The sequence below is a fragment of the Cellulomonas phragmiteti genome (assembly GCF_016862775.1).
GTDB classification, from domain to species: domain Bacteria; phylum Actinomycetota; class Actinomycetes; order Actinomycetales; family Cellulomonadaceae; genus Cellulomonas; species Cellulomonas phragmiteti.
Window position 1 is genome coordinate 13,766 of the sequence record NZ_BONP01000024.1, and the last position, 23,179, is coordinate 36,944.

Annotated in this window: 18 protein-coding genes; 11 read left to right on the plus strand and 7 right to left on the minus strand. The window is 74.8% G+C overall.

The window, feature by feature from the left end; genetic code table 11:
- Position 1: 1 nt before the first annotated feature.
- A complete protein-coding gene (locus Cph01nite_RS15655) occupies positions 2-382 on the minus strand; it encodes a VOC family protein (protein ID WP_203675624.1) in 381 nt (126 codons plus the stop codon).
- 121 nt (positions 383-503) lie between these two features.
- Between Cph01nite_RS15655 and Cph01nite_RS19415 the strand changes: the two genes are divergently transcribed.
- Together Cph01nite_RS19415 and Cph01nite_RS15660 are read left to right on the plus strand one after the other, a co-directional pair.
- A complete protein-coding gene (locus Cph01nite_RS19415; protein ID WP_505661175.1) occupies positions 504-635 on the plus strand; it encodes a DUF8730 family Cys-rich protein in 132 nt (43 codons plus the stop codon).
- Positions 636-668: 33 nt separating this feature from the next.
- Entirely contained in the window at positions 669-2,783 is a 2,115-nt protein-coding gene (locus Cph01nite_RS15660; protein ID WP_203675625.1) for a S9 family peptidase, read from the plus strand.
- Between the two features lie 80 nt (positions 2,784-2,863).
- On the opposite strand, the gene Cph01nite_RS15665 is transcribed toward Cph01nite_RS15660, so the two are convergent.
- Genes Cph01nite_RS15665 through dcd form a run of 3 tightly spaced genes read right to left on the minus strand, consistent with a single transcriptional unit; the run spans position 2,864 to position 5,379 of the window.
- On the minus strand, positions 2,864-3,616 hold the full coding sequence (locus tag Cph01nite_RS15665; protein WP_203675626.1) for a class I SAM-dependent methyltransferase: 753 nt from the start codon (positions 3,614-3,616) through the stop codon (positions 2,864-2,866).
- 39 nt (positions 3,617-3,655) lie between these two features.
- Positions 3,656-4,804, minus strand: a complete 1,149-nt coding sequence (locus Cph01nite_RS15670; protein WP_203675627.1) for a hypothetical protein — start codon at positions 4,802-4,804, stop codon at positions 3,656-3,658.
- Complete coding sequence (gene dcd, locus Cph01nite_RS15675) at positions 4,804-5,379, minus strand: dCTP deaminase (protein WP_203675628.1); 576 nt, start codon at positions 5,377-5,379, stop codon at positions 4,804-4,806. Before dcd ends, Cph01nite_RS15670 begins: the two co-directional genes overlap by 1 nt.
- A 162-nt stretch (positions 5,380-5,541) precedes the next feature.
- On the opposite strand from dcd, the gene Cph01nite_RS15680 reads away from it, so the two are divergent.
- Both Cph01nite_RS15680 and Cph01nite_RS15685 read left to right on the plus strand, forming a co-directional pair.
- Positions 5,542-6,786, plus strand: a complete 1,245-nt coding sequence (locus Cph01nite_RS15680; RefSeq protein WP_203675629.1) for an MFS transporter — start codon at positions 5,542-5,544, stop codon at positions 6,784-6,786.
- The gene (locus Cph01nite_RS15685) at positions 6,783-9,380 is read left to right on the plus strand and encodes a LuxR family transcriptional regulator (protein ID WP_203675630.1); all 2,598 of its coding nucleotides are present in this window, start codon (positions 6,783-6,785) and stop codon (positions 9,378-9,380) included. Before Cph01nite_RS15680 ends, Cph01nite_RS15685 begins: the two co-directional genes overlap by 4 nt.
- A gap of 127 nt (positions 9,381-9,507) precedes the next feature.
- Here the strand turns inward: Cph01nite_RS15685 and Cph01nite_RS15690 are convergent, their stop codons facing one another.
- Entirely contained in the window at positions 9,508-12,726 is a 3,219-nt protein-coding gene (locus Cph01nite_RS15690) for an Ig-like domain-containing protein (RefSeq protein ID WP_203675631.1), read from the minus strand.
- 542 nt (positions 12,727-13,268) lie between these two features.
- Here Cph01nite_RS15690 and Cph01nite_RS15695 point away from each other — a divergent pair.
- Positions 13,269-15,737, plus strand: a complete 2,469-nt coding sequence (locus tag Cph01nite_RS15695; protein WP_203675632.1) for a glycoside hydrolase family 94 protein — start codon at positions 13,269-13,271, stop codon at positions 15,735-15,737.
- Between the two features lie 46 nt (positions 15,738-15,783).
- Entirely contained in the window at positions 15,784-16,791 is a 1,008-nt protein-coding gene (locus tag Cph01nite_RS15700) for an aldose epimerase family protein (RefSeq protein WP_203675633.1), read from the plus strand.
- A 52-nt stretch (positions 16,792-16,843) separates the two neighbouring features.
- Here Cph01nite_RS15700 and Cph01nite_RS15705 read toward each other — a convergent pair whose 3' ends face one another.
- The gene (locus Cph01nite_RS15705) at positions 16,844-17,284 is read right to left on the minus strand and encodes a hypothetical protein (protein ID WP_203675634.1); all 441 of its coding nucleotides are present in this window, start codon (positions 17,282-17,284) and stop codon (positions 16,844-16,846) included.
- 383 nt (positions 17,285-17,667) lie between these two features.
- Between Cph01nite_RS15705 and Cph01nite_RS15710 the strand changes: the two genes are divergently transcribed.
- From Cph01nite_RS15710 to Cph01nite_RS15730, 5 genes are all read left to right on the plus strand, one after another.
- Positions 17,668-18,231 carry a hypothetical protein gene (locus tag Cph01nite_RS15710; protein ID WP_203675635.1) on the plus strand — a complete coding sequence of 188 codons (564 nt, stop codon included), beginning with the start codon at positions 17,668-17,670 and terminating at the stop codon, positions 18,229-18,231.
- 149 nt (positions 18,232-18,380) lie between these two features.
- Positions 18,381-18,698 (plus strand): hypothetical protein, encoded by a 318-nt coding sequence (locus tag Cph01nite_RS15715; RefSeq protein WP_203675636.1) that lies wholly within the window; start codon positions 18,381-18,383, stop codon positions 18,696-18,698.
- A 156-nt stretch (positions 18,699-18,854) separates the two neighbouring features.
- On the plus strand, positions 18,855-19,913 hold the full coding sequence (locus tag Cph01nite_RS15720) for a peptidoglycan-binding domain-containing protein (protein WP_203675637.1): 1,059 nt from the start codon (positions 18,855-18,857) through the stop codon (positions 19,911-19,913).
- Entirely contained in the window at positions 19,898-20,536 is a 639-nt protein-coding gene (locus tag Cph01nite_RS15725) for an ABC transporter ATP-binding protein (RefSeq protein WP_203675638.1), read from the plus strand. The genes Cph01nite_RS15720 and Cph01nite_RS15725 overlap by 16 nt, the downstream gene beginning before the upstream one ends.
- Positions 20,537-20,546: 10 nt before the next feature.
- Positions 20,547-21,647 (plus strand): hypothetical protein, encoded by a 1,101-nt coding sequence (locus tag Cph01nite_RS15730; protein ID WP_203675639.1) that lies wholly within the window; start codon positions 20,547-20,549, stop codon positions 21,645-21,647.
- Positions 21,648-21,663: 16 nt separating this feature from the next.
- Here the strand turns inward: Cph01nite_RS15730 and Cph01nite_RS15735 are convergent, their stop codons facing one another.
- Complete coding sequence (locus tag Cph01nite_RS15735) at positions 21,664-22,968, minus strand: YibE/F family protein (RefSeq protein WP_239069307.1); 1,305 nt, start codon at positions 22,966-22,968, stop codon at positions 21,664-21,666.
- Positions 22,969-23,179 lie beyond the last annotated feature (211 nt).

Sequence of the window (23,179 nt, forward strand, 5' to 3'; positions counted from 1 at the left end):
GTCAGGGGAGGGGTGAGCTGATCACCCACCGGTGCCCGAACGGGTCGACGAGCCACCCGCGCCGCTCGTCACCCTGGTCGCTCGGCTCGCGGTCGACCGCAGCGCCGGCGGCGACGGCCCGGGCGTAGGTCGCGTCCACGTCCGCGACCGCGAGCGCGACCGCCGCCGTCGCGTGCCCCGCGCTGGTCGGCGCCCACGCGCCGTACTCGTGCGCCTCGTCGGAGAGGAACAGCGGCGCGCCGTCGACGGTCAGCGCGGCGAACCCGATGCGCCCGCCCTCCTCGTAGCGCTCCCCGGTCTCGACCGCGCCGAACGCCGCACCGTAGAACTCGATCGCGGCACGGGCGTCGTGGACGGTCAGGTAGGGCGTCAGCGTGGTCATGCGTTCCTCCAGGTGGCGGCGGGCCGACAGGACGTCCCGACCGTCGACGTCGCGCCCCCGCGTCGGCTCACCGGTGGGCGGGCGCCGCGCGGCTACAGTGATCGTGACCCCGGAGGACCCCATGTGCTACCCCACCGCCTGCCCGACCTGCGGCCTGACCACCTGGGCCGGCTGCGGCGAGCACGTCGACGCGGTCCGCGCGCAGGTCCCGGACGCGCAGTGGTGCACCTGCGACCGCGAGGCATCGACGTAGGTCCCTGTCACCTGCGGGTGATAGGACGGTGCCATGACGACACCTCCCGGCGGCGACACCCCGGCCGCCACCCCGTTCCACGACCTCGACGCCTACGTCGCGCTCCCCCGCCTGTCGGGGCTCGTGCTCTCGCCCGACGGCACGCGCCTCGTCACGGCCGTCCAGACCCTCGACCGCAAGCGCACCGGGTACGTCACCGCGCTGTGGGAGGTCGACCCCGCGGGGGAGCGTCCGGCGCGGCGCCTGACGCGGTCGGCCAAGAGCGAGGCGTCCGCGGCCTTCACCCCCGCGGGGGACCTGCTGTTCACCAGCGCGCGCCCCGACCCGGACGCCCAGGACCCGGACGACGAGCCGAAGCCCGCCCTGTGGCTGCTGCCCGCCGACGGCGCCGAGGCGCGCGTCGTCGCGGACCGCGGCGCCGGGCTCGGGGGCGTCCAGGTCGCGACCGACGCCCCCACCGTGCTCGTGACGTCCGACGTGCTGCCCTCGGCGAGCGACCCCGCGGACGACGACCGCCGCCGCAAGGAGCGCAAGGACGCCAAGGTCGCCGCGATCCTGCACACCGGGTACCCGGTGCGGTACTGGGACCACGACCTCGGTCCCGGCTCGCCGCACGCGTTCGTCGGCACGATCGCCGCGGACGTCGTCGCCCCCCGCGCGGGTGAGCGTGACCCGCGGCTGGACCTGGCGGACGTCACGCCCGACGCCCGCATCGCCCTGCTCGAACAGTCGCCGGTGCTGAGCCCCGACGGCCGCACGGTCGTCGCACCGTGGAACCGGGCCGTCGCGCGCGGCGAGCTGCGCACGTCCCTCGTCGCCGTCGACGTGGCGACGGGTGAGCGGCGCGTCCTGGTGGACGACCCCGACGCCGACGTCGCCGGGCCCGTCGTGTCGCCCGACGGTCAGTGGGTCGCCTACGTGCGCGGCACGCTGTCGACCCCCTTCGAGGCGCCGTCCGAGCAGCTGTGGGTCGTGCCGCTGGCCGGCGGGGAGCCCCGTCGCCTGGTCGCGACGTGGGACCGCTGGCCCGGACGGTTCGTCTGGCTGCCGACGTCCGACGGCCTCCTGGTGGTCGCCGACGAGGACGGCCGTGCCCCGGTGTTCCACGTGGAACTGAGCACGGACACCGTCACGCGCGTGACCAGCGACGACGCGGCCTTCTCCGACGTGCGCGTCAGCCCCGACGGACGGACCGCCTACGCGCTGCGCACGTCGTACGAGGCGCCCGCGCACCCCGTGCGGATCGACCTCGCGGCCGCGCTCGCGGGCACGCCCGTCGCGGCGCAGGCCCTGCCCTCACCGGCCGCCGACGTCGCGCTGCCGGGACGTCTCGAGGAGGTCGTCGCGACGGCCGCCGACGGCACCCGCGTGCGCTCCTGGCTCGCGCTGCCCGACGGCGCCGGCCCGGACGCCAAGGCCCCGCTGCTGCTGTGGATCCACGGCGGCCCGCTCGGCTCGTGGAACGCGTGGTCGTGGCGGTGGAACCCGTGGCTGCTGGTGGCGCGCGGCTACGCCGTGCTGCTCCCGGACCCCGCGCTGTCCACCGGCTACGGCCAGGACTTCATCCAGCGCGGCTGGGGGTCGTGGGGCGCCGCGCCCTACACCGACCTCCTCGCGGCGACCGACGCGACGCTCGAGCGCGACGACGTCGACCCCGAGCGCACCGCCGCGATGGGCGGCTCGTTCGGCGGGTACATGGCCAACTGGGTCGCCGGGCACACCGACCGCTTCCGCGCGATCGTCACGCACGCGAGCCTGTGGGCCCTCGACCAGTTCGGTCCCACGACCGACGCGTCGTACTACTGGCAGCGCGAGATGACCCCCGAGATGGCGCTCGAGAACTCACCGCACCGGTTCGTCGGGGACATCGTCACGCCGATGCTCGTCATCCACGGCGACAAGGACTACCGCGTGCCCATCGGCGAGGGCCTGCGCCTGTGGTACGAGCTGCTGTCCGCGTCCGGCCTGCCCGCCGACGACGAGGGCCGCAGCCCGCACCGGTTCCTCTACTACCCGGACGAGAACCACTGGATCCTGCAGCCGCAGCACGCCAAGGTCTGGTACGGCGCCGTCGAGGCGTTCCTCGCCGAGCACGTGCTGGGCCGCACGGGCGACGACGCGGTGGCGTACCCGGAGGTCCTGGGCTGACCGACGGCTCCTGCTGACCGTGACGCCCACGCCCTCAGCGACCAGGGCGTGGGCGTCACGGTGCCGACGGACCGTCCGGCTCAGTCCGCCGCGCAGACGCAGAGCTGCAGGGGGGCGTCGGCGGTGAGCGGTGCCCGGGACCAGTCGCCGAAGCGCTCGACGAGCCGCAGGCCGGCGAGCGTCAGCAGCAGCGGGAGCTCCTGGGGGAAGACGCAGCGGATCTCGAGCGGTGCGACGACCACGTCGGCCTCGGACTCCGTCGAGAAGTACCACGTCCCGCGCGTCACCTGCGTCGCCGCGTCGTAGGTGTCGGCGACGTCGACGTGCACAAGGCCCCGGTCGGGGTCGACGAAGGACAGGGCGTCGCGCCGTCGCCGGACGCCGTCCGCCAGGGCGAGCGCGCGCACGCTCGGGTTGAACACGTCGAGGACGAGCCGTCCTCCGGGTGCCAGGTGCCGTCGCACGGACCGCAGGCAGCCCACCAGGTCCTCGGCGGTGAGCAGGTGGAGCAGCGAGTTCGCGGCGATGACCACGAGGTCGAACGTCCGGCCCAGGTCGAACCCGCGCATGTCGCCCTGCACCCACCGCACCTGCACGCCGCGCGCGTCCGCCTTGCGCGCGGCCGCCGCGAGCATGTCCGCCGACAGGTCCAGGCCCGTGCACGGCCGACCGTCCGACGCGATCGGGATCAGCTTGCTCCCGGTGCCGCACCCGAGCTCCAGGACGCGTCCACCCTGCCGGCGGGCCTCGGCCCGGTAGAAGGCGACGGCCTGCTCGCTCCCGGGGAAGAGCCGGTCGTACGTCGCCGCGTCCGCGTAGAACTGCGTGCTCACGGGGTGTGCCTCCCTGCCCGGTCCCGGGCGCAGCGGCCCTCAGAGGTCGGCCGGGTCCACCAGGAAGTCGGCCTCGTCGGCCACCTCGCCGCCGGCCACGGCCTGCAGCGCCTTCGTCACCGTCGCGATGAGCGGTGCCGAGCGGCTGCGCGCGACGCGGTGCTCGAACGACGGCTTCTCCTGCTCGATCTGCTCGATCTCGAACGGCTCCCAGCGCACGCGGTAGGCCACGACGCCGGCCTTCGTCCAGGGCAGGTCCTCCATGAGCGGGGGGAGCTGCTCGCACGCGGCGACCTCGACGGCCAGCATGCCGTCGACGCCCAGGTCGACCAGCACCCCGAAGGCCTCGGCGGGCGGCGGGTCGGCGAGCATGAGCTGGTCGTAGGCGTCCGCCTCGGCCATGAGGCGGCGCCGGTCGTCGGGGTCGAGCACGCCGTGCTCCTCGAGGGCCGCGCGCAGCCCGGAGCCGCCGGACTCGGGGCTGCCGCCCATCGCACCCTGCGACCCGCGCCCGGCCAGGACCGTCGGGCCCGACCACGAGCCCGGTGTCGCCACCGAGAGGAAGGCGCGCGGCTGGACGCGCTGCACCACGGCCAGCACGTCGGCCGGCTCCAGCCAGCGGTCCGTGAGGACGGTCAGGTCGGTCGCCGCGTCGGGGTCCGGCGTGAGCACGACGCCGGTCTGCGTGCGGACCGCGCCGCCGAGGCGTCGCGCGGCGGCGATCAGCCACTGCAGCACGCGCTCCTCCTCGCGGATCGGCAGCCCGTCGGGGAACGCGCGCTTGAGCCCGTCGCGGTCGCCCCCGGGCCACGGGCGCTCGCCGCGCTCGCGCGGGGCGTCGAGCACCCAGACCATCACGGTCGTCGCCGGCAGCCCGAGCGCGATCGCGTCGTGCGCCCCCACGCCGTAGGGCCCGGCGAGCGAGGAGAGCCGCGCCAGGCGCAGCGCGCGCGACGGCCGGGCCTGCTGGCGAGCGACCGAGCGCATCCCGAACGCCGCGGTCACCGCCGGGAGCACCCCGGTGCGGGTCGGCGTCTCGGGCGCGCGGGCGTCCTCCCAGCGCACGTTGCGGAACCGGCTGGCGGCGAGGACCTCGATCTCCTCGGGCTCGACGCCCTCGGGCAGGGCGAGCAGGTGACGGTCGGCCAGCGTCGGGTCGTCGACCGCGAGCGGCGGGTACGCGGCCATCACACGTCCGTCCGGTGGAAGCCCTGCCAGGACCGGGACGCGGTCGGCCCGCGCTGCCCCTGGTACCGCGAGCCGTACGCCGCGGACCCGTACGGGTTCTCCGTGGGGGACGTCAGGCGGAAGAAGCACAGCTGCCCGATCTTCATGCCGGGCCACAGCAGGATCGGCAGCGTCGCCATGTTCGACAGCTCGAGCGTCACGTGCCCGGTGAACCCGGGGTCGATGAACCCGGCCGTCGAGTGCGTGAGCAGGCCGAGCCGTCCCAGCGAGGACTTGCCCTCGAGCCGCGCGGCGACGTCGTCGGGGAGCGTCACCTGCTCGTACGTCGACCCCAGGACGAACTCCCCGGGGTGCAGCACGAACGGCTCGCCGCGCTCCACCTCGACCAGGCGCGTGAGGTCGGGCTGCTCCGCCGCGGGGTCGATCACCGGGTACTTGTGGTTGTCGAACAACCGGAAGTACCGGTCCAGACGCACGTCGACGCTCGACGGCTGGACCATCGCGGGCTCGTACGGGTCCAGGGCGACCCTGCCGGACTCGAGCTCGGCACGGATGTCGCGGTCGGAGAGCAGCACGCGTGCGAGCGTAGTGGGAACCGGTGCGGAGCCGGTACGAACCGGGCGCCGTGCACAGCACCCTCACACGTGTGGCCCTCCCCCGGACGGCCGGACGTGACGTGCGCGTTCACCCGCGGCGCGCCACGGGTGCGGGCCGGTGGCCGGGTTAGCGTGGCACGCGTGACCACGACGACCGCACGGACCGTGCGCGTCGTGGCACCCCTGGCGCTCGTCCAGGCCGCGCTCGCCGCCTGCTACGCGGGCGTCGTCGTCGTGCTGCTGCCGCGGCAGGTCGCGCTGCTCGACGCGGCGTCGAAGGTCGAGAACCTCGCGCTCGTCAGCAGCGTGTCGTTCGCGTTCACGGTCGCCGCGCAACCGCTCGTCGGTGCGCTGAGCGACCGCACCCGGGGCCGGTTCGGTCCGCGCGTCCCGTGGCTCGTGGGCTGCGCGCTGGTGGCGTCCGTCGCGCTGCTCGCCCTCGGGCGGGCGTCCTCCCTGCTGCTGCTCGGTGCGCTGTGGGTCGTCGCGCAGGTCGCGCTCAACGGCGTCGACGTCGCCGCTGCCGCCGTCGTGCCCGACGAGGTGCCGCCGCCGCGACGCGGGCGCACCCTCGCGGCGCTCGGTGCGGCGTCCGTCGCGGGCGCGGCGGTCGCCGTCACCCGGATCGGCGCCGCCCCGGACGGCACGGTCGGTGCGTATGCGGCGCTCGGGACGGGTGTCCTGGTGGCGACCGCCGTGTTCGTCGTCGTCGCGGGCGTCGCACGGCCACGCCCCCGCGCCTCGTCGCCCCGCCCGTGGCGCAGCCTGCTCGTGGACCCGCGTCGCGAGCCCGCGTTCGCGCGCGTGTTCGCGTCGCGCTTCTGGTTCGTGCTGGCCTACCAGCTCGTGTACACGTACCAGCTCTACGTGCTGACCGACCACCTCGGCCTCACCGACGCCCGTGCGTCCGTCGTGCTCGGCACACTGACGGCGGTGAGCCTCGTGTCGGTCCTCGTGGGCGCCGCCGTCACGGGTCTGGGCAGCGACCGGACGGGCCGGCGCACGCCGTTCCTGGTGGGGGCGTGCGCGCTGCTGGCCGTGGCCGTGCTCGTCCCCCTGCTGTGGCCGACGGTCCCGGGCATGGCCGTGTTCGCGGTGCTCAAGGGACTGGCGTCCGGTGCCCACCTCGCCGCGGCGACCGCGCTCGTCACCGAGGTGCTGCCGGCGGCCGGGAGCTCGCCCGCCACGGACCTGGGGCTGTTCAACGTGGCGACGAACGTGCCCCAGGCGCTCGCGCCGGTGCTCGCCGGCCTGCTCGTGACCGGCGCCGGCGGGTACCCCGCGCTGTTCGTGGTCGCCGCGGTCGTCGCGCTGCTCGCCCTGGTCGCCGGGCGGCGCGCGGGCCGCGTCCCCACGGCCCCGACGCGTGAGCGGGCGCTCGCGTGACCGCCGACGCGCACGGCGGAGCGACGGTCCACGGCGCGCCGCGGCTGCCGTCGTGGCTCGTGCCGCGGCCGCACCTCGTGGCGCGGCTCGAGAGCGCCGCGCCCGTGATCGTGCTGCGCGCCCCCGCCGGGGGCGGCAAGACGGTCCTGGCCGCGGAGTGGGCGCGCGCGACCGCGCACCGCGGGGTCTGGGTCCAGGTGCAGGGGGCTCAGGGGCGCGCGTTCTGGGAGCGGGTCGTGCAGGCCGTGGCCGACGCGGGCCTGCCCGGCCGCGAGCACCCCTTCGCCGCGGGCGCCACGAGCGTGCGCGAGGCGCGTGCGGTCCGGACGCACCTGGTACGCGGGTTCGGGCTGCTCGGGCGGGTGGTGCTCGTGCTCGACGGCGCCGACGGCCTCGACGAGCCGACCGCCGCCGACGTCGTGCACCTGGTCGAGGCCGTCCCGAGCCTGCGCGTCGTCGCCACGACCCGCTCCCCGGGGCACCTGGAGTCGCCCGCCGCGCGGGTGCGTGTGGACGTCGACGTCGTCACGGGGGCCGAGCTCGCGCTCACGGTGGCGCAGACGGCGCGCGTCCTCGGCGTCGACGGTCCCGACGCGTCGGACGTCGGGCGTGCCGCGCGTGTCCACCACCTCACCGGTGGCTCACCGCTCGGGGTCCGTCTCGTCGCGCTCGCCGACCAGGAGCCCGGGCACGACGGCCGGCGCACGCTCGAGGAGGTGGTCGTCCGCGCCGTCGACCACCTGGACGCCTCGACGGCCGACCTCGTGCGGACGACCGCGACGGCCGACGTCCTCACGCCGGACCTCGTCGCCGACCTGAGCGGGTGCGGCCGCGCGCAGGCACGCGACCGGCTCGACGCCGTCGCCGCGCTGGGCCTGGGGACGTGGACCGACACCGCCCGCAGCGGGTTCGCGTACACCCCGGTCGTGCGGGACGCCCTGCGCGCCCGCCTGCGGCGCACCGACCCGGCAGCGTTCCGGCGTCTGCGGGCGCGCGTCGCCGCGTGGTGCGACGACCACGGCCTGCCTGTCGAGGCGCTGCACGCCGCCGTCGACTCCGACGACCTCGATCTCGTCACGGCCGTCGCGCGCAGGCACTGGCGCTCGTTCCTGCTCGAGGACGTCGGCACGGTGCGGCCCGCGCTGCGACCGGTGAACCTGCTGCGCCTGCGTCGGCGACCCCTGCTGCTGTTCCTGCTGGCGCTCGGGTACAACGCCGACCCCACGGGCCGGCTGCGTGCCGTCGCGCTCTTCGGTCTCGCCGCAGCCAGCGCCCGCGTCGAGGGTGAGCGGACGCCGCCCGCCGACCGGGTGCTGCTGCGCACGATCGAGGTCGTGGCGCTGCGGCTGACGGGCCGCGGCCGCGCGGCTGCGCGCGCCGCTGCCGACGTGGTCCGGCGCGCGGACGAGCTCACCGAGGTCGAGCGTGCGCGCGTCGCGGACGTCCTGCCGCACTCCTACGTGCACGCCGGCACCGCGTTCCTCTACGACGACCGCGTCGAGCAGGCGGTGCACGCGTTCGAGCAGGGTGTCGCTGCTGCCGCGACCCCGCCGGCCCAGCTGCCGGGCCTCGCGCTGCTCGCCGGCACCCTCGCGCTCGACGGTGCGGTGCCCCGCGCACGGCGGTACGTGCGGCGCGTGCGGGCGGGCAGCTGGCCGGCGGGCCTCGTCGAGGGCTACTCGGGTGCCTGCTACCGCGTCGCGGAGGCGTTCCTCGCGCTCGAGGACCTCGACCCGCAGCGGGCGCAGACGCACCTCGACACGCTCGCGCCGCACCTGCCGACCATCGAGCACTGGCCCCTGGTCGCCCACGCCCAGGCGTACGTGGACCTGCTGCGCGACGGTGCCGAGACCGCGCTGGCACGGCTCGACGCGACGCTGCGCCAGCACGCGCAGCACCAGCCCGCGCACCGTGCGGCCGCGGCCGGCCTCGAGGCCACGCGTGCGACCCTGCTGGTCGCGGCGGGGCGTCCGCTCGCGGCGCTCGAGCTGCTGCCGCGCACGCCCGGCGACCCGGCGCGGGTCGTCGCGCTGGCCCGCGCCCACCTCGCCGCCGGGCGCCCCGAGGTCGCTCTCGAGACGCTCGCGCGGACCGCTGCCGTGCGCCGCGCCGCGGTGCGCACCCAGGCCGACCAGGCGCTGCTCGAGGCAGCCGCGTTGGTCGCGCTCGACCGCCACGTCGACGCCGCGGCCGCGCTGCGCCGCGCGCACGCGCTGCTCACGGTGCACGAGCTGCGGCTGCCGCTCGCGCTGGTCCCCGCCGACGCGCGCTCGACGCTCGTGGGCCTCGCGCGCGAGCACGGCCCCGTCGGCCTGGTCGAGCTGGTCGACGTGTCGTCGCCCGCGGTGGTCCCCGCGGCCGAGGAGCTGCCGACGCTGACCCCGCGGGAGGCGGTCGTGCTGCGCGCGCTGGCGCGCACCGGGTCGAGCGCGCAGATCGCGGCCGACCTGGTCGTCAGCCCGCACACCGTGAAGTCCCAGCTCCGCTCGCTGTACCGCAAGCTCGACGCGTCCTCGCGCGCGGAGGCGCTCGCCGCGGCCGGGCGCCTCGGGCTGCTGCCCGAGTGCGGCGCGGGCGACACCCCCGGCCCCTGAGCGACGTCCCCCGGGACCACGCACGCGGTGGGGCGCTCCGGGGGGTGCGCCCCACCGCGTGGTGGGTGCCCGCGCCGAGGCGCGGGCGGCTCAGGGCCTCACCGGCGGACCGGTGGGGCGGTGCGGGTCACCCGGCCGTCGGGCGACGCAGCACCAGGACGCCGGCGCCCGCCACGACCAGGAGCCCGGCGAGCGCCGCGAGCCCCCAGCCGCCCCAGCCCGTGACGGCCAGGTCGGGCGTCGCGGTCGGTGCCGGCGTCGGTGCCGCGGTCGGTGCCACCGTCGGGGCTGCGGTCGGTGCCGGTGTCGGGGCGGGCGACGTCGCCGGGTCGACGTACGTGACGCGCACGACCGCCTCGGTCGGGTTGCCCTCGACGTCGGCCACGCGGTAGCGGACCGGCGTCGGGTCGCCCGGGAACCCGGCGACGGGCGTGAACGTGATCGCCCCGTTCACCGGGTCGACCGTCCACGTGCCCTCGCCGCCGACCGTCAGCGACGTGACGGGGGAGCCCGCCGCGTCGAGCAGGCGGACGGTCGTCGGGTCGAGCGTGCCGCGGTCGTTGCCGACCACGTCCACCGTCACGGCCGTGCCGCGCACGTTGCCCTCGTCGACGTCGTCCGCGGCCTGCGGCAGGTACAGCACGACCAGCCGGGCGCTCGTCGTGCCGCCGGCCGCGTCGCCCACCTCGTACCGCTGGGGCGTCGGGTTGCCGTCGTAGCCGGCCAGCGGGGTGAACGTCACCCGACCCGTCGCCGGGTCGACCGTCCACGTGCCCTCGCCCGGCACGTCCAGCGTGCGCACGAGCTCACCGGTGCGGGGGTCGACGAGGCGCAGGGTCGACGGGTCCAGGTCGCCCCGGTCGTTGCCGAGCGGGTCGAGCACCACCGGGGTGCCCAGCACGTTGTCGCGACGCGTGTCGTCGGTCGCCTCCGGCTGGTACGTCACCGTGACCTGCGCGCCGGTCGTGTCACCCGTGGTGTCGGTGACCTCGTAGCGCACCGGCGTCGGGTTGCCCACGTACCCGTCCTGCGGCGTGAAGACCACCCCGCCGGTCGTGGTGTCGACGGTCCACGTGCCCTGGCCGGGCACGACGAGGGTCGTGACGCGGTCGTCGCCGTCGACCAGACGCACGGTCGCGGGGTCGAGGTCGCCCGTGTCGTTGCCCAGGACGTCGACCGTCACGGTGCTGCCCAGCGGGTTGTCGAGGTCCCAGTCGTCCGTCGCGCCCGGCACGTAGCCGACCGTCACGGTCGCGGTCACGGTGTCGCCCGTGGTGTCGGTGACCTCGTAGCCCACGGGCGTCGGGTCGAGCAGGAACCCGTCCTCGGGCGTGAACGTCACCTCGCCGGTGGTGGGGTCGACGGTCCACGTGCCCTCACCGGGGATCACGAGCGTCGTGACGCGGTCGCCGCCGTCGACCAGCCGGACGCTCGTCGCGTCCAGGTCGCCGGTGTCGTTGGCGAGCACGTCGAGGGTCACGGTCGTGCCGATCGCGTGGCCGAGGGAGGTGTCGTCCGCCGCCTCCGGCACGTACGTGACGGTGACCAGGGCCGTCGCCGTCTGGCCGTGGTCGTCGCTCACGCGGTAGGTCACGGGCGTGGGGTCGACGAGGAACCCGTCCTGCGGCGTGAACGTGAGGTCACCGGTCGTGGTGTCCACCGTCCACGTGCCCTCGCCGGGGACGACGAGCTCGGTGCCGAGCGACTCGCCGCGGTCGGCGTCCCAGAGCACGACGCTCGCGGGGTCGAGCGCGCCGCTCGTGGCGGAGTCGTTGCCGAGCACCGGCACCGTCACGGGCTCGCCGATCCGGTTGCCGCGGTCCTCGTCGTCGGTCGCGACGGGCCGGCCGATGACGGTGACGGTCCCGGTCGCGGTGTTGTCGTCCTCGTCGCCGCGGTCCTCGACGCTCGCGACGTTCGCGAGCACCGTGCCGGGCGCGTCGGTGACCTGCTGGGTGTAGACGACGGTGAGGGTCTCCCCGACGTCGAGGCCGCGTGCGCCGTCGGCGACGCCGCCGAGCGGGGCGAAGGGCCGCGAGCACGTCAGCGCCGCGGGCAGCGGGGCGCCCGTCGTCGCGTCGCAGGTGACGGGGCCGCGCGCGAGCTGCGCGTTGCTGCCGCCGGACACGGTCGCCGACGTGAGCGACGTCGCGCCCGCGCCGGGCAGGGTGTCGCGCAGCACGACGACGTCGCCGCGGGTCATCGCCTGCGGGCCCGCGTTGCGCACGGTGACGGTCCACGTGATGGTGCTGCCCACGGGCGCCAGGTCGGCCGACCCCGCGGGTGCGCCGCTGACGACCGCCGTCTTGGTCACGGCGAGGTCGTACGCGCACTCGACCCAGTCGAGCCGGATCGAGCCGTCCGCGCCGTTGCCCGTGCCGGTCTGCCGGCCCGCGGCCGTCGCCTGCACGTCGCGTCCGCTCGCGGCGACGAGGCTGGACCCGCCGCCACCGCCGGCGCCGGCGACGGTCGTGATGCCGTTCTCGCCCTCGCGGATCGTCGTGGACGCGCCACCGCCGCCGCCGTGCAGGCCGGCGCCGCCACCGCCACCGGCGTCGTAGTTCGGGTCGGGTGCGCCGGCACCGCCCGTGCGGCCCACGCCCGGCAGTCCGGCCAGCGCGGGGTTCGGGTGGGTGCCACCGGCGCCGGGCGCGACGGGACCGCCGCCCTGCCCGCCGCCGACGACCGGTCCGCCCTCGAAGCCGTTGGTCCCGGCCGCGCCCGCGGCGACCTGGCCGGGTGTCGTCGGCAGCCCGGCGTCACCGCCGAAGCCGTCGCTCGTGATCGAGTGACCGCCGCCGCTGCCGCCACCGCCGCCCGCGAGGACGGCGAGCGCGGCGTCGTCCGTGCCGCCGAGGTGGAGCGAGCTGAGGCCGCCGCCGCCGGCGCCGCCGTGGTCCGTGACGGCGGTGCCGCCGGCTCCGCCCCCGCCGACGCCGCCCGCGCCGCCGGTCCTGCCGGTGTGGGTGCGCCCGCCGCCGCCGACGCTGCCGCTGTAGGTGGTGCCGGGGAGCACGTCGAACGTGGCGGTCACCGCGGCGCCGGCGCCGTTGGAGCCCACACCGTTGGCGCCGGCTGCCGACCGGCCACCGGCGCCGCCGACGACGGTCGCGACGACGGAGCACACGCCGTCGGGCACGGTCCCGGCGACGGTCGCGCCGACCGCGAAGAGCGAGGTCGGTGCCGCGGGTGCGGGGTCGGCGACCGCGGGTGCGGGCAGCAGGAGCCCGCCACCGAGCGCGAGGCCGAGGGCGGCGACGGTCGTCGTCGCGCGCCGGGCCCGGCGCCCGCGGTGCGGTGCGGTGCCTCGGGTCGTCGGGGATGCGGGCGGTTGCCTCAGGGGCACGGGTCCTCCAGGGGTCGTCCGGGCGTGCGCCGACGGCGCGGTCCGGAGTGGGGGTGCGTGGCGGGCCGGTGCGACCGGCGAGCGCTCTGCGCCTGGAGATCGTGCGGGGGCGCCGTGGCGCGTGGGCGCGGGGCCGGGCCTTTTCACACCGCACTTCATCCCGGCGGCGCCGGGTTGCTCCCCATGTGCCCGACTCGTGCGCCACGAGCCGTGGGACGGACGTCCTGCGGGTACGCCGCGCGGGCCGGCACGCGCGGAGGGCTCGAGCGCGGCGGGGACGTGTCGTCGGGGCGCGACGGGCGGTGAAAGGTACAGGCCGTTCCGGGCGGATCACCCTTCGGGATATGCTGTGCCCGCTCGTCTGTGGGAGCGCTCTCGCCGCGGTCAGGCGACGCGCTTCGACGGCGAGCCCGCGCGGGAGGTCCCGCGATGTAGTTCCGTAGGACGACCAGGTACCTGAGCAGGGTCGCTGACACCTGGCGTGCACCCGTCGCGGTGACGCCTCGGTCGTCGGCCGTGCGACGAGGCACGAGAGGCATGCGATGCGGTTCGGCCACTTCGACGACGAGGCACGCGAGTACGTCGTCACGACGCCCCACACCCCCTACCCGTGGATCAACTACCTCGGGTCGGAGCAGTTCTTCTCGCTGCTGTCCCACCAGGCCGGTGGGTACTCGTTCTACCGCGACGCCAAGATGCGCCGCCTGACGCGGTACCGCTACAACAACATCCCCGCCGACGCGGGCGGCCGCTACCTGTACGTCAACGACGGCGGGGACGTGTGGACGCCGTCCTGGCTGCCGGTCAAGGCGGACCTCGACCACTTCGAGGCGCGGCACGGCCTGGGGTACTCCCGCATCACCGGTGAGCGCGGCGGGCTGAAGGTCGCGACGACGTTCTTCGTCCCCCTGGGCGAGAACGCCGAGGTGCAGCGCGTCGCGGTCACCAACACGTCCGACGCCGAGAAGACGGTCACGCTGTTCTCGTTCGTCGAGTTCTGCCTGTGGAACGCGCAGGACGACCAGACCAACTACCAGCGCAACCTGTCGATCGGCGAGGTCGAGGTCGAGCAGGACGGCCCCCACGGGTCCGCGATCTACCACAAGACCGAGTACCGCGAGCGCCGCGACCACTACGCCGTGTTCGGCGTGAACACGCGGGCGGACGGCTTCGACACGGACCGCGACACGTTCGTCGGCGCCTACAACTCGCTCGGTGAGGCGGCCGTGCCGCGCGCCGGCGCCTCGGCGGACTCGGTCGCCTCCGGCTGGTACCCGATCGGGTCGCACTCGGTGCGCGTGACCCTCGCGCCGGGCGAGACCCGCGACCTCGTCTACGTCCTGGGCTACCTGGAGAACGCGCAGGACGAGAAGTGGGCGGACGACGCCCACCAGGTCGTCAACAAGGAGAAGGCGCACGCGCTGCTGGGCCGGTTCGCCACCGCCGCGCAGGCGGACGCCGCGGTCGAGGCGCTGCAGGCGTACTGGACCGACCTGCTGTCGACGTACTCGGTGCGCTCGGACGACGAGAAGCTCGACCGGATGGTCAACATCTGGAACCAGTACCAGTGCATGGTCACGTTCAACATGTCGCGCTCGGCGTCGTTCTTCGAGACCGGGATCGGCCGCGGCATGGGCTTCCGCGACTCCAACCAGGACCTGCTGGGCTTCGTCCACCTGGTCCCGGACCGCGCACGCGAGCGGATCATCGACATCGCCTCGACGCAGTTCGAGGACGGGTCGGCGTACCACCAGTACCAGCCGCTGACGAAGCGCGGGAACAACGACATCGGGTCGGGCTTCAACGACGACCCGCTGTGGCTGATCGCCGGCGTCGCGGGGTACGTCAAGGAGACCGGGGACTTCTCGATCCTCGACGAGCCCGTGCCGTTCGACAACGCGCCCGGCTCCGAGGTGCCGCTGTTCGAGCACCTGACGCGCTCGTTCGACTTCACGGTGAACCACCGCGGCCCGCACGGCCTGCCGCTGATCGGCCGGGCCGACTGGAACGACTGCCTCAACCTCAACTGCTTCTCCACCGAGCCGGGCGAGTCGTTCCAGACCACGGAGAACCAGGCCGGCGGGCACGCCGAGTCGGTGTTCATCGCCGCGCAGTTCGTCCTCTACGGCGAGCAGTACGCCGAGCTCGCGGAGCGCCGCGGGCTCACCGAGGTCGCGTCCCAGGCCCGCAAGGTCGTCGACGAGGTCCGCGAGGCCGTGCTCGAGCACGCGTGGGACGGCCGCTGGTTCCTGCGCGCGTACGACTTCTACGGCAACCCCGTCGGCACGGACGCCAAGCCCGAGGGCAAGATCTGGATCGAGCCGCAGGGCTTCGCGGTCATGGCCGGCATCGGTGTCGGCGACGGCCCGGACGACACCGAGGCGCCCGCGATCCAGGCGCTCGACGCGGTCGAGGAGATGCTCGGCACGCCGCACGGCCTGGTGCTGCAGTACCCCGCGTACACGAGCTACCAGATCGAGCTCGGCGAGGTCTCGACGTACCCGCCCGGGTACAAGGAGAACGGCGGCATCTTCTGCCACAACAACCCGTGGGTGATCATCGCCGAGACGGTGGTGGGCCGCGGGGACAAGGCGTTCGACTACTACAAGCGGATCACCCCGGCGTACCGCGAGGAGATCAGCGACGTCCACAAGCTCGAGCCGTACGTGTACGCGCAGATGATCGCCGGCAAGCAGGCGCCGCGCGCCGGCGAGGCGAAGAACTCGTGGCTCACGGGCACCGCGGCGTGGAACTTCGTGGCCGTCTCGCAGTACCTGCTGGGGGTGCGCCCGGACTACGACGGCCTGGTCGTCGACCCGCAGATCGGCCCGGACGTCCCCTCGTTCACCGTCACGCGCGTCGCCCGCGGCGCGACGTACGAGATCACGGTGACCAACTCCGGCGCCCGCGGCTCGCGCGGTGCGCTGGTCGTCGACGGGACCCCCGTCGAGGGCAACCACGTGCCGTACGCGCCGGCGGGCAGCACCGTCCGCGTCGAGGTCACGCTCTGACCGGGGCCGCCGTGCGCCCGGCGCCGACAGCAGGGGGCTGCCGCCGATGACGATCACCGCACAGGTCACCGAGCCCGCGCCCGCCCCGGTCACCCCGGCCGTGGCGGCGCCGGCGGGCGCCGTCACGCTGCGCAACGACCGCTGGGAGGTCGACGTGCTCCCGGGCACGGGGGCCTCCCTCGGCGCCGGGCGGATCCGCACCTCCGACGGGGTGTGGCGCGACCTGCTGCGCCCCACCCGGCGCACGTCGTCGGGCAACCCGGAGAAGTGCGCGAGCTTCCCGATGGTGCCGTGGTCCAACCGCATCCGCGACGGTGTGCTGCCGTTCGCGGGGCGGCGGTGGCAGCTGCAGCGCACCGCCCCCGACGGCACCGCGATCCACGGTGCCGTGCGGTACGCGCACTGGGACGTCGTCGAGCGGACGGGCACGGCGGTGACGCTCGCCGTCGACACGACCGAGCAGATCGGGGTCAACTTCCCCTGGCAGTTCGGGGCGACGGTGCGGTACGCCGTGGACGGGGACGACCTGGTGGTCACGACGTCGGTGCGCAACACCGACGTGGAGCCGTTCCCCGCGGGGTTCGGGCACCACCCGTACCTGAGCCGTGCGCTGCTGCCCGTCGGGGCGCCGGTCCGCGAGTACCCGCCGACCGCGGGGCCGCTGCTGCAGGTCCGCGCCGACGCCGGGTACCGCCTGACGTCCGCGCTGCCGGACGGCCCGGCGGGACCGGTCCCGCCGCGCGCGGACTTCCGCACGCGACGGCCGCTGGGGACCGGGTTCGTCGACGACGTCCTCACCGACCTGGCGCCCGGTGCGCCCGTGCACGTCGAGTACCCCGAGGAGGGCGTCACCGTCGACCTGACCGTCGACCCGGTCTACCGGCACCTCGTCCTGTACGCGCCGCGGCGCCGCTGCTACTTCGCGATCGAGCCGGCCACCAACGTCAACGACGGGTTCACGCTGCACGACCAGGGCGTGCCCGGGACGGGCGTGTTCGTGCTGGAGCCGGGCGAGGAGCGCTCGGGGACGTTCCGGCTGGGCGTCACGGTCTGACCCGACCCGCGGGGCGCTCCGTCCGGCAGGTCGCCCGGCAGGTCGTCCGGCGTCAGCGGCGGACGACGAACATCGCGACGTCGCCCTCGCCGTGCTGGAGCATGGTCATCTCGGTGAGGGTCGGCTCGTCCAGCGTGCCGATCTCGGCCTGCGCCGGGTCGCCCTGCGGGTCGCACTCGCCGACCGCGGGCTCGACGGGGGGCGTGAGCGCCGCGAGCTTGACGGTCATGTCCCGCACGTCACCGTCGCACAGGACCACGAGCACGTAGTCGCCTGCCTCGAGGTCGATCGGCACCGTCCCGCCGCCCTGCCCGTCGTTGCACACGTGCGTCACGGTGCCCTCGGGCTCGGGCAGGCCGTCCGCGCACCGCTCGGCGAGGCCGGCGCCCCCGAGGCCGTCGAGCACGGCGAAAGGGTCGGCAGGGCTGCATGCCGCCAGCGTCATGACCAGGAGCGCGGAGCCGGCGGCGATGCCCGCTCTCGGACGTGTCATGTCTCCTCCGTGGCTGCGTCGCGTGACGATTGTTCGGCGAGCACGATCACATCCACCGCGGCGCCGGGGCGCCACACTACCCTCCGAGCGTGTCGTCTGACTCTCGCAGGTGCGGATCGGTACTGACGCCGTCGCGAGACCCGATTCTTCAGACACGGGGGTGTCACACGCGTTACGGTGCTGCAGTCATAGGGGCGACGACGCCTCCCGCCGCCAGCGTCGACTAAGGAGGCTCCGTGGCGAGTCGTTCGGGTAGCCAAGTCGCGTGGGAACGCTGCGCGCGACGGACGAGAGGAGGGGTTGACCCGATTCTCGAGCGGCAGACGTCGCCTAGACGAGGCTTGCGCCAACCAGTCCTGTACGCAGCAGGAGCGGCGCTGGGGGTGTCGCTCATCGCGGCCTGCGCGCCAACTGGTGCCGATGCGGCGCCGGACGGTGCCATGCGCGTCCTCGAGTCGGCGCGGCAGGAGGGCGCCGGTTCCGGCCAGATCGCTTTGCTCGAGGACGGCGACGTTTCATACGACGAGTACGAGACGGCCATGAACCGCGCCTTCGAGTGTATGCGGGACGCGGGCCTCGCGGTGAGCGTCGCTGGGACGCAACGTCAGAATGGGACGACTGTCATCAAGTACACGGTGCAGGGGACGACGGCAGGCACAGATCTGGCGGGTGCGGCCGGAAAGTCGCTCCAGGATGACTGCTACCTGACGGAGGCGCGTTTCGTCGACATGTACTGGCAGACGCAGAGTCCTGATGCTCTTGCATGGGCGAGCCGGCGCGCTGCGGCGCTGGAGCCGCTCCTTCGGGAGTGCCTCGTCACGGATGGGGCAGACGTGAGCGCGGATGCTTCCTTCGAAGAGCTGATCAACGCGGCCTCCGATCGGACGCAGTTGAACTCGACTTCTGACTGTATGGGAGAGATTGGGTACAGCACGTGGGACGGCTGACATCCGCGCGCCCGTTTACGTTTCGCTCGCGTTACCCATCTACCGAATGGGCAGAGTTCGACCCTCGCGCCTCCGAAAGCCATGAATCCTGGTCCAGGCCGGGCTTCTGGAAGCAGGTTCTGTAGTTTACCGAGACGAAGGAGAGAAACATGGCTTTCAAGACGCGACAAGCCACCGCGGTCGCAGCGCTTTCCGCCCTGCTACTGGTGCTCCCAGCCGGGAGTGCCAGCGCGGCCTACTATGACGAGACAATCCGCTCGTGCACGTTCCGGCACACCTGGTTCTTCGACTCCGACTGGGCCGCTTCGGAGGACCGAAACAACGGGTGCAGCATCGTCGGAGTTCGCATCTACATCAACCCGCCGGGAACGAGCACGACGGTGTCGCCCGGGTGGCTCTACGACGGGACGTATGCACGGCAGTCGGGTAAGGAGATGGTTGATCACATCGGCGCTGGGACGTATTGAGCCTTGCCGTCCGAGGCGCGAGCGCTCCGCGCGGGAGCGCTCGCGCCTCGGACGGCGGAGTCCGGGCGACACTCGGATGCCACATAGATTGACGGAGGACAAAGTGCAGCATCAGAGTCGTCGCAACTCGCGCGGCTACGCGCCCGGTACCCGGCCATGGTGACGGATCGCGGCGCGACGGTGCACCTGACCCCGTGGGTCGTCCTGACCGGGCTCCTGCTCGCCCCCGTCCTGGTGCTGGTCGGGTGGTGGACGGTCAGCTCGGCCGCGAACCGCACCGCGGGTGCAGCGGCGGTCGAGCCGGTCGTCGCGCCCGTGACCCGGCAGGACCTACGGGCAGAGGCCGCGGTCACCGTGGAGGTCGGCGAGGCGCCGGGGCGCCAGGTGACGCTCGCCGCCGCGGGGACCGTCACCGCCCCGCCGTCGGTCGGTGCGACGCTCGACGCAGGCACCGAGGTGCTGCGCGTCGACGACCGTCCCGTCCGCGCGATGGTCTCGAGCGCGCCACCGTGGCGCCCGCTCGCCCCGGGAGACGTGGGCGCGGACGTCACCCGGCTCCAGGAGTACCTGACCGTGCTCGGGCACTACGACGGGCCGGCGGACGGGCGCTTCGGGGCGGCGCTGCGGCGTGCCGTCGAACGGTTCAACGTCGAGGCGGGACTCGGCACGGGTGTCGGCACGTTCGATCCGGCGGTCGTCGTCTGGGTAGGCCCTTCTCCGCTCGTCGTGCAGGAGGTGATCGTGGAGACCGGGGCGACGGTCGCTCCGGGCACGCCGGTGCTGCGCGGTCCCGCGCGGGCGTCGGTCGTCGCCGTGACCGAGCCGACCGGCGGAGTCGCCGGGGTGGGTGAGTTCGGTGCCGCCGCGGCGCTGGTCGTCGGGTCGGTCGAGGTGCCCTACGTCCCCGGCTCCGGTGCGGTGGAGGTGCCCGACCACGTCGCCGCCGTGGCGTCGGCACTGGCGCCGAGCACGGAGGGCGCCGCGCGGGTGCGCGCGGTCGAGGCACGGCCGGTCGTCGTGGTCCCCGCGTCGGCACTCGTCCAGGGGGCGGACGGCACGGTCTGCGTGTATGCCGCCGCTGACGCGCAGCCCCGTTCCGTGTCACCCGTGGGAGGCGGTGTGGGGTCGGCGCAGCTGCCGGCCGACCTGCCCCTGGACGAGGTGCTCGCGAATCCCGGACGTGTCGACCTGGCGTACCCGTGCGGCTCGTCGTAGACGAGGTCACGGTCCGGTACCCGAGAGCAGACCGGCACATCCTGGCGGACGCCAGCCTCACGGTCGAGCCGGACCGCACGCTCGCCGTCCTGGGGCCCTCCGGCTCGGGGAAGTCCACGCTGCTCTCGGTGCTGGGAGGGCTGGTGACGCCGACCCGCGGCACCGCGCGCGTGGCGGTCGCCGAAGGGCTGGCACCAGCGCTTCGCGACGTGACGGCGTGGGTGCTCCAGACGGTCAACGTGCTGCCGGAACGCTCCGCGCTCGACAACGTGGCAGTCGCGGCACGGACCCGGGGCTTGGGTCGCGAGGAGTCCCGCGCCGTGGCGGCGGATCGCCTGGCGGATGTGGGCCTCGCCCGGCGGGCAGGAGACGCCGCACGCGTGCTGTCGGGCGGCGAGCTCCAGCGCGTGGTCATCGCGCGCGCGCTCGCGTCCGCGCGTCCGTTCCTCCTGGCCGACGAGCCCACCGGCCAGCTGGACCGGGCGACGTCCGAAGCGGTCCTCGACGCCCTGTTCACCACGTCGGTGGGGGCGGGTGTCGTGGTCGTGACGCACGACCTGGCCGTGGCGGCGCGGTGCGACAGCATCGTGCGGATCGACGACGGCCGCGTCGTGACGGCGTGAGGGGGCGGCGGTGACGCAGCGGTGGACCGCGCGGGCGTCGTGGGACGAGGCGATCGCGAACCTGTCCCGCGGGGGCGTGCTCATGGTCGTGCTCGTCGGGCTCACCGCGGGCATCGTCGGCGTCGGGCTCGTGGCCGACGTGCACACCGCGGACCGCGTCGTGCAGGCCGAGCGCGACTACCTGGCGGAGGGCGGCGACCTGCTCGTCGCGCGACGCCAGGACGCGTCGACGATCGACGTCGCCGCATGCGTCGCCGCGCGGCGGCTCACGGGCGTCACGGCGAGCGCGGCGGTCACGGTGACGCCGGGCGCGACCGGCGTCGTAGGCCGTCCGGAGGCCCGCCAGACCGTCGTGGCGGCCACGGACGGGGTGCTCGACCTGCTCGGACTCCCGGTCCCCGGGCCCGACGACGTCGTGGTCTCCACGGTCGTCGCCGATCGCTGGCAGTGGTCCGTCGGGTCCCGGCTCCAGCTCCTCCCGGACGACGTGATGCCGGGCTTGCCGCGGGGGGTCCTGACGGTCTCGTCCGTCGCGGACCTCGAGCTGCTGTCCGAGGGTGCGTCCACGGGCCTCCTCGTCGCGGCACCCGGAACCGGGGGCGCCGACGCCTGCTTCGTGCGGATCGGCGCGCAGTACCGGGAGGACGTGCACGCGGCGTTGCCGGCCGTGCTGGGAGAGAGCGCCACCGGCGCGATCACCGTCGCGGACCGACTGCCGGCCGGCGCGCTCGCGGCGGACCCCGCGGCTGCGTACGACCAGCGCCCCACCCGGTGGGTCGGAGCCGCCGCCGGCGGGGTGGTCGGGATGGTCTGGGTCGTCGTGGCGTGGACACGTCGCGGTCGCGCGGCCCTGTACGCGTCGATCGGTGTGCCGTGGTCCGGTGGGGTCGTCCTGAGGTGGGTCGAAGGGCTCGGCGTCGTCGTGCCCGGGGTCCTGTGGGGCGTGGCGCTCGCCGTGACCTACGCGGTCACGGCGCTCGGTTCGTCCGTCGCACTCGTGCTGGACGTGGCGGTGCGCGGTGGGGTGCTCGCGTGCGCGGTGGCAGCGGCCGTCGTGCTGGTTGCAGGTCTGTGGCAACCGGCAACCCTGGCGGCGCTGAAGGACAGGTGACGGGGCACGTCGTGCGTCAGTGCGCGTGGCCGTGCGCGTGGCCCTGGCCGGAGCGGTCCGGCGGTGCCCCGACGGCGGCGATCGCCGCGACGACCGTCGTCAGCGGGATCGCGAGCACCAGGCCCGTGGCTCCGGCGAGCGTGCGCACGATCTCCTCGGCGAACGCCCCGGACGTCAGCGTGATGAGCAGCGGCTGCTGGTAGAGCTCGAGCAGCAGGAGCAGGGGCAGCGACGCCCCGGCGTAGGCGAACGCGATCGTGTAGACGGTCGACGCGATGTGGTCGCGGCCGATGCGCATGCCCCGTGCGGTGAGTGTGCGCCACGACGCCGACGGGTCCGCGGCGCGCAGCTCCCACACGGCGGACGCCTGCGTGATCGTCACGTCGTTGAGCACGCCGATGCCCGCGAGCACTACGCCGCACAGGAAGACCCCGCGCAGCACCCCGACGCCGTCCGCGCCGAGGGCCCGCGCGAGCGCGAACGTGTCCTCCGACGTCACGGGCTGCAGGCGCGCGGCGTGCGCGCCGAGCAGCCCGAGACCGGTGACCATCGCCAGTCCCAGCAGGGTGCCCACGAGGGCCGTGGTGGTGCGCAGCGAGACGCCGTGCGCCAGGTACAGCACGACGACGACGATCGCGGTCGACCCGGACAGTGCGACGGTCAGCCCGTCCTGCCCGACGACGAGCGCGGGCAGGATGTACGCGCCCAGGACGAGGAACGCCAGCGCCAGGCCGATCAGGGCCCGCAGTCCGCGCAGTCCGGCGACGAGGGTCGTGACCAGGGCGAACGCGAGCGCGAACGTGCCGAGCGGCAGGGTGCGGTCGACGTCGTGCCACGCCCACACCTCGGGGTCGCCGTCGGCGGCCGGGTACCGCTCGAGCAGCACGCGGGTGCCGGCGGGGATGTCGGCAGCGGTGATGCCGCTGGTCGCGAAGACCTGCACCTCGCGGCCCCCGGACGTGCGCGCGGTGACCTGCAGGCAGTCCACGCTCTGCGGCACGGTCCCGTCGGGCAGGACGTCCTCGATGGTGCCGTCGCACGCCTGCGTGCGGGCGTCGACGACCTGCGCGCCGACGTAGGTGACGTCCGGGTCCACCAGGCCCGTCTCGGGTCCCTCACCCCCCGGCCACGTGAACGCGATGCCGAGGACGGCGGCGACCGTCGCCACGAGGACCACGACAGCCAGGACGATGCGCGTCGGCCCGCCGGACCTCGCGGCGGCGTGCCGGTGCCCGGTCTCGGTGCCGGCATCGGTGTCGAGGGCGGCGGCGGGTTCGCGTGCGGGGTCGGGTGCGGTGGACGCGGGCTCGGTCGGGCTCACGTGCCGATCCTGCCGTGCTCGGCCCGACGCTGCGCCATCGGGCCACCGGGGCGGCCGTGCCCACGCGCGCATCACCCCTCCCCCGGCGAGAGAGCAATCCAGCGGCGAGCACGCAACCCAGCGGTGAGAGAGCAATCCAGCCGCGGCCGCGGGGGTGTGCTGGATCGCCCTCTCACCGATGGTAGGAGCAACCCCGTGGCGAGAGAGCAAA